We start from the raw sequence: 10,793 nt of genomic DNA on the forward strand, positions 1-10,793 counted from the left end.
CCGGGCGTCTGGCCGCCTACAATTTCGGCCTGCTTGCTGCTGAAAGTGCAGCCGGCTTATTGACGGCGGGAATTATGCCGGCCGCTTCGCCAGCAGCATATAATTGACGTCCATATCCTTGGACAGGTTCCACTGGTTCGACAGCGGATTGAAGAAGACGCCGGTCCGGTCGGTGATCTCAAGGCCGCTTGCCGCCAGCGGCTTTTCCAGTTCTTCCGGGCGCACCAGCTTTTCATACTGATGGGTGCCGCGCGGCAGCCAGCGCAGAATGTTCTCGGCGGCGAAGATGGCAAGCGCTGCCGCCTTCATCGTGCGGTTGATGGTGGCAACGAAGATCAGGCCGCCGGGGCGGACCATTTTCGCGCAGGTGGTCATGAAGAATTCGACATCGGCGACGTGCTCGACAACTTCCATGTTCAAGACGATATCGAAGGTCTCGCCAGCATCCGCAAGCTCCTCGGCGGTGACGGCGCGATAGTCGACCGAAACGCCGGAGGCTGCGGCATGGGTGGAGGCGATGCCGATATTCTTCTCGGACGGATCGGCGCCGACGACGGAGGCGCCCATGCGAGCGACAGGTTCGGACAACAGGCCGCCGCCGCATCCGATATCGAGCACACGCAGACCCTCGAGCGGGCGCGGGCTTTTCGGATCACGGCCGAAATTCTCGCAGACCTTGTCTCTTATATAGGCGAGCCGGACGGGATTGAATTTGTGCAGTGGTTTGAACTTGCCGGTCGGGCTCCACCATTCCGCTGCCATCGCCGAGAAGCGGTCCACTTCGCCCTGGTCGATCGTGCTTCTGGCGGTTTCCGTCATCGTCCACTCCTTCATTCGTGACATGTGAAGTCGGACGATCGGGGGCATAAGTCAAGGGGCGCGGATCAGGGGATTGGCGAGCGCGGATCCGCTCGCCAATAGCTTTTATCGCGTGCGCTTGCCTCCCCCCGCCAAACTCGCTATGAGACGCCGCAACTTGGGGCCTTTGGGGACCTGGGCTTTTAGAGCGGTTCCGGAAGTTGGGAATCCGGCTCTCTGGGCCTAGCGGTCTGCCCCAGAGCTTTCGTGATGCCGGGTCCGGTTTTCCGCTTTCCCGGCGCCAGTCGTGGTAGAGGCATATGGCACGCATCGTAATGAAATTCGGCGGCACGTCCGTCGCTGACCTGGACCGCATCAAGAACGTTGCCCGCCACGTAAAACGCGAAGTCGATGCCGGGCACGAGGTGGCGGTGGTGGTGTCGGCCATGTCCGGCAAGACCAACGAACTGGTCGGCTGGGTCCAGGGCACGCCGAAGGTGATCGGCGCCAATTCTCCATTTTACGATGCGCGGGAATATGATGCGGTGGTCGCATCAGGCGAGCAGGTGACCTCCGGGCTGCTGGCCATTGCATTGCAGGCGATGGATATCAATGCCCGTTCCTGGCAGGGATGGCAGATCCCGATCCGCACCGACAACGCGCATGGCGCGGCACGGATCATGGAGATCGACGGCTCCGACATCGTCAAGCGGATGGGCGAGGGGCAGGTCGCCGTCATCTCCGGCTTCCAGGGGTTGGGACCCGACAACCGTATCGCGACGCTGGGGCGCGGCGGATCGGATACCTCGGCCGTCGCAATCGCGGCAGCAGTCAAGGCGGACCGCTGCGATATCTATACTGATGTCGACGGCGTCTACACGACCGACCCGCGCATCGTGCCGAAGGCGCGCAGGCTGAAGAAGATCGCCTTCGAGGAAATGCTGGAAATGGCCTCGCTCGGCGCCAAGGTACTGCAGGTGCGCTCGGTCGAGCTTGCCATGGTACACAAGGTGCGCACCTTCGTGCGCTCGTCATTCGAAGATCCCGATGCTCCGGGCATGGGCGATCTGTTGAACCCGCCCGGAACGCTGATTTGTGACGAGGATGAAATCATGGAACAGGAAGTAGTCACCGGCATCGCCTATGCCAAGGATGAGGCTCAGATCTCGCTACGCCGTCTTGCCGACCGGCCGGGCGTTTCCGCGGCGATCTTCGGGCCGCTCGCCGAATCCCATATCAATGTCGACATGATCGTCCAGAATATTTCCGAGGACGGATCGAAGACCGACATGACCTTCACAGTACCATCAGGCGACGTCGAGAAGGCGATCAAGGTGCTCGGCGACCATAAGGAGAAGATCGGCTACGATGTCGTGCAAAACGAATCGGGGCTGGTGAAAGTATCGGTCATCGGCATCGGCATGCGCAGCCATGCGGGCGTTGCTGCTACCGCATTTCGTGCACTTGCCGAAAAAGGCATCAACATCAAGGCGATCACCACCTCCGAGATCAAGATTTCCATCCTGATCGACGGTCCCTATGCAGAACTCGCTGTCAGGACTTTGCATTCCTGCTACGGTCTGGATAAGAATTGATTCCCAGCGGGCGCCCTGCCCCTTCAGGTTGAGGAGACGAGGGCCGGCCCGCCGGGACTGAGTGCGTTGTTTCGGGAGCTTGAGACGCCATGAGAGACCTTTCCGGCGGTCCGCGCGTGCTGCTCAGGCGGTTGCGCGAGTTAATGGCGGAGCCGCTGGAGCCGCAGGAGCGGCTTGACCGGATCGTCCGCCAGATCGCCGGCAACATGGTGGCGGAGGTTTGCTCCGTCTATGTGCTGCGCGCCGACGGCGTCCTCGAACTCTATGCGACAGAAGGCCTCAACCGTGAGGCCGTGCACTTGGCGCAACTGAAGATGGGGCAAGGCCTTGTCGGCACCATCGCGGCCTCAGCCCAGCCGCTCAACCTTTCCGACGCGCAGTCGCACCCTGCCTTCCGCTACCTGCCGGAAACGGGCGAAGAAATCTACCATTCCTTCCTCGGCGTGCCGATCCTCAGGACGGGGCGCTCGCTCGGCGTTCTCGTCGTGCAGAACAAGGCGAGCCGCAACTATCGCGAGGAAGAGGTTGAAGCGCTCGAGACGACGGCGATGGTGCTTGCAGAGATGATCGCCACCGGCGAGCTCAAGAAGATCACCAAGCCGGGCCTCGAACTCGACCTGACGCGTTCGGTGACGGTGGATGGCGACACTTACAATGACGGCATCGGCCTCGGTTACGTCGTGCTGCACGAGCCGCGCATCGTTGTCACCAACCTGCTGAACGAGGATGCCGAGAAGGAAATCCGGCGGCTGGCCGAAGCCATGGGCTCGCTCAGGATTTCGATCGACGACATGCTGTCGCGTCGCGATGTCTCGATGGAGGGCGAACACCGCGAGGTGCTCGAAACCTATCGCATGTTCGCCCATGACCAGGGCTGGGTGCGCAAGCTCGAGGAGGCGATCCGCAACGGCCTGACGGCGGAAGCGGCGGTCGAGAAGGTGCAGAGCGACACCAAGGCGCGAATGATGCGGTTGACCGACCCATATCTGCGCGAACGCATGCATGATTTCGAGGATCTGGCGAACCGTCTGCTCAGACAGTTGACCGGTTATACCGGCCGGACGACCGCCGAAGGTTTCCCCAGCGACGCAATCATCCTGGCGCGCGCGATGGGAGCAGCCGAACTGCTCGATTATCCGCGTTCCAATGTCCGTGGGCTGGTGCTGGAAGAAGGAGCAGTGACGAGCCACGTGGTGATCGTCGCGCGCGCCATGGGTATTCCGGTCATCGGCCAGGCAGCGGGCGTGGTGGCGCTCGCCGAGAACGGCGATGCCGTGATCATCGACGCCGACGAGGGACATGTGCATCTGCGGCCGATGGCCGATCACCGGCGCTCCTACGAGGAAAAGGTCCGCTTCCGCGCCAGGCGGCAGGAGCAGTTCCGGGCGCTGCGCGCCGTCGAGCCGGTGACCAAGGATGGGCAGCGGATCGCGCTGATGATGAATGCCGGCCTGCTGGTCGACCTGCCGCAGCTTTCGGAATCAGGCGCCGAGGGCATCGGCCTGTTCCGGACCGAACTGCAGTTCATGATCGCCTCCACCATGCCGAAGGCGGAGGAGCAGGAGCAATTCTATCGTAATGTGATAAAGCAGGCGGCGGGCCGTACCGTAACCTTCCGTACGCTCGACATCGGCGGCGACAAAGTGGTGCCGTATTTCCGCGGCCATGAGGAAGAAAATCCGGCACTCGGCTGGCGCGCCATCCGGTTGTCGCTCGACCGGCCGGGACTGTTGCGCACCCAGTTGCGCGCCCTGCTGAAGGCATCGGCCGACACCGAGTTGAAGCTGATGGTGCCAATGGTCACCGAGGTTTCCGAGCTGAAGATGGTGCGCGAGCTCTTGCAGAAGGAAGTGCAGCATCTGTCGCGTTTTGGCCACGGGCTGCCGCGCAAGCTGCAATTCGGAGCAATGCTGGAGGTCCCTGCACTGCTTTGGCAGCTCGACGAACTGATGGAGGCGGTCGATTTCGTCTCGGTCGGTTCGAACGATCTCTTCCAGTTCTCGATGGCGGTCGATCGCGGCAATGCGCGGGTCTCGGACCGCTTTGATCCGCTCGGCAAGCCGTTCTTGCGCATCCTGCGCGATATCGTGCGCGGGGCGGACCGGAACAAGACACCGGTGACGCTCTGCGGCGAGCTCGCCAGCAAACCGATCTCGGCGATGGCGCTGCTCGGCATTGGTTTCCGCTCGATCTCGATGTCGCCGGCCTCGATCGGACCGGTGAAGGCGATGCTGCTCGGGCTCGATGTCGGGGCGCTGACGAAGGCGATGGATGAGGTGCTGGACGATCACCACGCCTTGATGCCGATGCGCGAGGTGCTTGCCCGCTTCGCCGAGAGCCACAATATTCCCCTTTAGACAGAGATTAAGAAGAATCGGAGTGAAGGGTGGCGAAGCTTCCCGTTGAAAAGATGCGCGAGCTGGAACGCCGTTTCGGCGAAATCGAAGCGCGCATGTCCGCTGGCCCGGCTGCCGATGTCTATGTGAAGCTCGCATCCGAATATTCGGAGCTGCAGCCAGTCGTGACGAAAATCCGCGCCTATGAGAAGGCCGTCGCCGAGCTCGCCGACCTCGAAACGCTGCTCGAGGACAGGTCGGTGGACCGCGAGATGCGCGAACTGGCCGAACTCGAGCTGCCCGAGGTGAAGGAGCAGATCGAGTCGCTCGGGCAGGAGATGCAGATCCTGCTTCTGCCGAAGGACGCAGCCGACGAAAAGAGCGCGATCCTCGAAATCCGCGCCGGCACGGGCGGTTCGGAAGCCGCCCTTTTCGCCGGCGATCTCTTTCGCATGTACGAGCGCTTTGCGGCGGAAAAGGGCTGGAAGGTGGAGGTGCTCTCGGCGAGCGAGGGCGAAGCCGGAGGCTATAAGGAAATCATCGCGACGATCACCGGCAGGGGCGTCTTCGCCAAGCTGAAATTCAGATCCGGCGTGCACCGCGTGCAGCGTGTGCCGGAAACCGAGGCGGGCGGGCGCATCCATACGTCGGCCGCAACGGTTGCTGTGCTGCCGGAGGCCGAGGAAATCGACATCGAGATCCGGGCTGAGGATATCCGCATCGACACGATGCGCTCTTCGGGTGCGGGCGGCCAGCACGTCAATACGACGGACTCGGCGGTGCGCATTACCCACCTGCCGAGCGGCATCGTCGTCACCAGCTCGGAAAAATCGCAACACCAAAATCGCGCCAAGGCGATGCAGGTACTGCGCTCCAGGCTTTACGATGCCGAGCGGCAGAGGGCCGACAGCGAGCGTTCTGCCGATCGCAAGAGCCAGGTCGGCTCGGGCGACCGCTCGGAACGTATCCGCACCTATAATTTCCCGCAGGGACGGGTAACGGACCATCGCATCAACCTAACGCTCTATAAGCTCGACCGGATGATGGAAGGCGAGATCGAGGAGGTCGTCGACGCGCTGATGGCCGATTACCAGGCCAGCCAGCTGGCGCAGCTCGGCGAGCAACAGTGAGCTCAACGGTCGCCGATATGCTTGCCGATGCGCGCCGCCGCTTCACCGAAGCAGGTATCGTCGATGCGGCGACCGATGCGCGGCTGCTTGTCGCGGGCCTTCTGAAACTGTCGCCGACCGAGCTGTTGACGCGATCGGCCGAGAGGCTTTCTGCCGAGCAGGCAGAAGTGATTTTCAGAGCGCTGGAGCGGCGGCTTGGTCATGAGCCGGTGCATCGCATTCTCGGCGAACGGGAATTCTATGGCCTGCCGCTTCGGCTCTCGGCCGAAACGTTGGAACCGCGGCCGGATACGGAAATTCTGGTCGATACGGTTCTCGTCTACCTCAAAGACCTTGCAAAGGCGCAACGCCGTCTCCATATCCTTGACATGGGAACCGGGACCGGGGCGATATGCCTTGCGCTTTTGAGCGAATGTCCTGATGCGTCAGGTGTCGGCAGCGACATATCGGCGGATGCACTTTTAACGGCAAGATCGAATGCAGAAAGAAACGGGTTGCAGGATCGTTTTGAGGCCGTACAGTCGAATTGGTTCGAGGACATTCAGGGATCCTTTCACGCGATTGTCTCAAATCCGCCCTATATTGCTTCCAATGTCATTCACGATCTCGCTCCCGAAGTGACCAAATTTGATCCGGCTACGGCTCTGGATGGCGGCCCGGATGGGCTTGACGCTTACAAAGCCATAGCTAAGGATGCGGCAAGGTTCATCAGGCCCGATGGGGTCGTCGGACTGGAGATCGGCTACGATCAGCGAAACGACGTGACGGCGATCTTTGAAGCGAAAGGCTTCAGGTGCCTCAAATCCGTGAAAGATTATGGTCAGAACGACAGGGTGCTCGTGTTCGCGCTCGCGTGAAAGACGATAATGCGGCATTGGACGAGACATTATTGTTATTGCGAAGAAAAGGCTTGGATTTCCCGGTGAAGCAATATAGGTTGCGGTCACGTGTTGGGCAGATGGGAATGAACGAGATCTGTTCGGTACTTGGTTTGCCTCGGGGGTCCGCTCTTTTAAACGAGAGTTTCAACGGTTGAACACGACCCAATGCGTGAATCAGTCAAACTGACTTGAGAACCAAGCGGCAGGTCGGCGCAAAGGCGCAGTATGCTCGCGGCACAAAGGTCCTGACCCGGTTTTCCGGTCATGGCGGTTGGTGCCATGTATCCATCACAAACAGAGAATTCAGGTGAACGATCGATGAGGCCAGGACAGCAGAACAAGCGCGGTCGAGGGCGTGGTAACAATAATAACGGCGGCGGTGGCGGCGGTGGAAATAACAATAACAACAATTTCAACCGCAAGGGCGGCAACCCGCTAACCCGGACCTATGACAGTTCCGGCCCCGATGTGAAGATTCGCGGTACTGCGCAGCATATCGCCGAAAAATACGCACAGCTCGCCCGCGATGCCCAAAGCTCCGGCGACCGCGTGATTGCCGAGAACTATCTCCAGCACGCCGAACATTATAATCGCATCATTGCCAGCGCCCAGGCGCAGATGCAGGAACGCTTCCAGCGCGACGACCGCGGCGAGTACAATGATCGCGACGGTGCGGACCGCGACGGCGACGATATGGACAACAATGAGAATGACAATGACGGCGACGATGTCGTTATTGTCCAGCCGCCGCAGAGCAGGCCACACCAGCCGCAGCAGAGCAGACAACACCAGCCGCAGGCACAGCCGAAGCCGGTAGCCGCTCAGGCGCCTGCCGCACCCCAATCTGAGATCAACGATGGAACCGGCCCGCAGCCGGAGATCGAAGGCATTCCGGCCGAAGTCGCGATGGACGAGGAAGGTGCCGGCGGCCAGCCGCGCGAACGCCAGCCCCGCCGCCGCAGCACCGGCAGCCGTCCCCGTCGCCCGCGTCGCGGCGCTGAGGGCGAAGAAGCAGCCGCTGAAGGCGAGGGTGCCTCTGCCGAGGCGCCAGTGCTGGCTGACGTCGCATCGGAATGAGGATTTCGCTTTCCCTTCAGGGGAGAACGTGACGCTCATGCCATCAGCTCGAATTGCCTTGAAAATCCCCGGCCTTGTGCCGGGGATTTTCATTTTACGGGCTCTTTAAACTTGCAGAACAGGCTACCATATTCTCCTCGAACTGCTTCGCCCGAATCCATTACGGGTCACGCGCGGCCTGCCTTTTCAGGGGGTCGATCTCAATCATCGGTCTGCGCCTCGTCAGGGCAGGGCGATCCATGGAGGTAGAATATGAATATCGAGAAATATTCGGAGCGGGTGCGTGGTTTCATCCAGTCCGCCCAGACCTATGCGCTGGCGCAAGGTCACCAGCAATTCACACCCGAACATGTGCTGAAGGTCCTGCTCGACGATGATCAGGGCATGGCGGCGTCGCTGATCGAACGCGCCGGCGGCGATGCCAAGGCCGCCCGCCTAGCCAATGACGCGGCTCTCGCCAAGTTGCCGAAGATCTCCGGCGGCAACGGCAACATCTATCTGGCACAGCCGCTCGCCAAGGTGCTTTCGACCGCCGAAGAAGCGGCGAAGAAGGCCGGCGACAGCTTCGTTACCGTCGAGCGCCTGCTGCAGGCGCTGGCGATCGAATCCTCTGCCTCGACCTTTTCGACGCTGAAGAATGCCGGCGTGACGGCCCAGGGCCTCAACCAGGTCATCAACGATATCCGCAAAGGCCGGACGGCCGATTCCTCCAATGCCGAGCAGGGTTTTGACTCGCTGAAGAAGTTCGCACGCGATCTCACCGCCGAGGCCCGCGAGGGCAAGCTCGACCCGGTGATCGGCCGCGACGACGAAATCCGCCGCACCATCCAGGTGCTTTCGCGCCGCACCAAGAACAATCCTGTCCTGATCGGCGAACCCGGCGTCGGTAAGACGGCGATCGTCGAGGGCCTGGCGCTACGCATCGTCAACGGTGACGTGCCGGAATCGCTCAAGGATAAGAAGCTGATGGCGCTCGACATGGGCGCGCTGATCGCCGGTGCGAAATACCGCGGCGAATTCGAGGAACGGCTGAAGGCCGTGCTCAATGAAGTCCAGGCGGAAAGCGGCGAGATCATCCTGTTCATCGATGAGATGCATACCCTGGTCGGGGCCGGCAAGGCGGATGGGGCGATGGATGCCTCCAACCTCCTGAAGCCCGCTCTTGCCCGCGGTGAGCTGCATTGCGTCGGCGCCACCACGCTCGACGAGTATCGCAAACATGTCGAGAAGGATCCGGCCCTGGCCCGCCGTTTCCAGCCCGTCGTCGTCGATGAACCGACGGTCGAAGACACGATCTCGATCTTGCGCGGCCTGAAGGAAAAATACGAGCAGCATCACAAAGTGCGCATCGCCGATGCGGCGCTGGTGGCCGCGGCGACACTTTCCAACCGCTATATCACCGACCGTTTCCTGCCCGACAAGGCCATCGACCTGATGGACGAGGCGGCGGCGCGGTTGCGCATGCAGGTGGATTCCAAACCGGAAGAACTCGACGAACTCGATCGCCGGATCATGCAGCTGAAGATCGAGCGCGAAGCGCTGAAAAAGGAAACGGACGTCGCGTCCGCCGACCGTCTGAAGCGGCTGGAAACCGAAGTGACCGATCTTGAGGAACAGGCCGATGCGCTAACGGCTCGCTGGCAGGCGGAAAAGCAGAAACTCGGCCTAGCCGCCGATCTCAAGAGGCAGCTCGACGATGCCCGCAACGAACTGGCGATCGCCCAGCGCAAAGGTGAATTCCAGCGTGCCGGCGAGCTGACCTACGGCGTCATTCCGGATCTCGAAAAGCAGCTCGTCGATGCCGAGAAGCAGGATGGCGACCGAGGCGCGATGGTGCAGGAGGTGGTGAGCCCGGACAATATCGCCCATGTCGTTTCGCGCTGGACCGGTATTCCGGTCGACAGGATGCTGGAGGGCGAGCGCGACAAGCTGCTTCGGATGGAAGATGAGCTGGCGAAATCGGTGATCGGTCAAGGCGATGCGGTTCAGGCCGTGTCACGCGCCGTCCGCCGCGCCCGTGCCGGCCTGCAGGATCCGAACCGGCCGATCGGCTCGTTCATTTTCCTCGGCCCGACCGGGGTTGGCAAGACGGAGCTCACCAAGGCACTCGCCCGCTTCCTCTTCGACGACGAAACGGCGATGGTGCGCATGGACATGTCGGAATATATGGAGAAGCACTCCGTTGCCCGGCTGATCGGTGCGCCTCCGGGTTATGTCGGTTATGACGAAGGCGGAGCGCTGACGGAAGCCGTGCGCCGCAGGCCCTATCAGGTCGTGCTGTTCGACGAGATCGAAAAGGCGCATCCCGACGTCTTCAACATCCTGCTGCAGGTGCTGGACGACGGACGCCTGACGGACGGCCAAGGCCGGACGGTCGATTTCCGCAACACGATGATCATCATGACCTCGAACCTCGGCGCCGAATATCTGACGCAGCTGAGGGACGGCGACGACAGTGACACGGTTCGCGAGCAGGTGATGGAGGTCGTGCGCGGGCATTTCCGGCCGGAATTCCTGAACCGCATCGACGAGATCATTCTGTTCCATCGCCTGAAGCGCGAGGAGATGGGCGCGATCGTCGATATCCAGCTGAAGCGGCTGGTGGCTCTGCTGTCCGAGCGCAAGATCGTCATCGATCTCGACGAGGAAGCCCGCCACTGGCTGGCAAACAAGGGTTACGATCCGGTCTACGGCGCAAGGCCGCTGAAGCGGGTGATCCAGAAGTTCGTGCAGGATCCGCTGGCCGAGCAGATTCTGTCCGGCCAGGTGCCGGATGGATCGACGGTCACGGTGACGAGCGGTTCGAACCGGCTGCAGTTCAGGACGAGACAGACGGTGAGCGAAGCGGCGTAAGCCGGTTTGCCGGATGAATGAGAAATGGCGGCTTCGGCCGCCATTTTCGTTGGGTGGTCAAGACGCTACTTGCTCGCCACCTGGTCCGGAGTCTGGTTGTTCAGCAGCGTATCGATGCGTTTG

The 10,793-nt window shown here is 61.5% G+C and carries 8 protein-coding genes (1 of these 8 only partly in view); 6 read left to right on the forward strand and 2 right to left on the reverse strand.

What is annotated here, in order from left to right; genetic code table 11:
- Window positions 1-72: 72 nt before the first annotated feature.
- On the reverse strand, window positions 73-819 hold the full coding sequence (gene ubiG, locus ACS4RR_RS04620; protein ID WP_260109553.1) for a bifunctional 2-polyprenyl-6-hydroxyphenol methylase/3-demethylubiquinol 3-O-methyltransferase UbiG: 747 nt from the start codon (window positions 817-819) through the stop codon (window positions 73-75).
- A gap of 299 nt (window positions 820-1,118) precedes the next feature.
- Here ubiG and ACS4RR_RS04625 point away from each other — a divergent pair, with 299 nt between their 5' ends.
- From ACS4RR_RS04625 to clpB, 6 genes are all read left to right on the forward strand, one after another.
- The gene (locus ACS4RR_RS04625) at window positions 1,119-2,393 is read left to right on the forward strand and encodes an aspartate kinase (RefSeq protein WP_260109552.1); all 1,275 of its coding nucleotides are present in this window, start codon (window positions 1,119-1,121) and stop codon (window positions 2,391-2,393) included.
- 89 nt (window positions 2,394-2,482) lie between these two features.
- A complete protein-coding gene (ptsP, locus tag ACS4RR_RS04630) occupies window positions 2,483-4,750 on the forward strand; it encodes a phosphoenolpyruvate--protein phosphotransferase (protein WP_017966394.1) in 2,268 nt (755 codons plus the stop codon).
- A 29-nt stretch (window positions 4,751-4,779) separates the two neighbouring features.
- The gene (prfA, locus tag ACS4RR_RS04635) at window positions 4,780-5,859 is read left to right on the forward strand and encodes a peptide chain release factor 1 (protein ID WP_456189758.1); all 1,080 of its coding nucleotides are present in this window, start codon (window positions 4,780-4,782) and stop codon (window positions 5,857-5,859) included.
- Window positions 5,856-6,716, forward strand: coding sequence for a peptide chain release factor N(5)-glutamine methyltransferase (gene prmC, locus ACS4RR_RS04640; RefSeq protein ID WP_170257030.1), 861 nt, complete (start codon window positions 5,856-5,858; stop codon window positions 6,714-6,716). Before prfA ends, prmC begins: the two co-directional genes overlap by 4 nt.
- A 342-nt stretch (window positions 6,717-7,058) precedes the next feature.
- Window positions 7,059-7,817 (forward strand): DUF4167 domain-containing protein, encoded by a 759-nt coding sequence (locus ACS4RR_RS04645; protein WP_456189759.1) that lies wholly within the window; start codon window positions 7,059-7,061, stop codon window positions 7,815-7,817.
- A 252-nt stretch (window positions 7,818-8,069) separates the two neighbouring features.
- Entirely contained in the window at window positions 8,070-10,670 is a 2,601-nt protein-coding gene (gene clpB / locus ACS4RR_RS04650; RefSeq protein WP_456189760.1) for an ATP-dependent chaperone ClpB, read from the forward strand.
- Between the two features lie 65 nt (window positions 10,671-10,735).
- On the opposite strand, the gene ACS4RR_RS04655 is transcribed toward clpB, so the two are convergent.
- Window positions 10,736-10,793, reverse strand: partial view of a M23 family metallopeptidase gene (locus ACS4RR_RS04655; protein WP_456189761.1) — the 3' portion only. 1,883 nt of this gene lie beyond the right edge of the window; only the last 58 of its 1,941 coding nucleotides appear in the window; the start codon falls outside the window, past its right edge; its stop codon occupies window positions 10,736-10,738.

This window comes from Rhizobium zaerense (assembly GCF_051810725.1).
Lineage (GTDB): Bacteria > Pseudomonadota > Alphaproteobacteria > Rhizobiales > Rhizobiaceae > Rhizobium > Rhizobium leguminosarum_I.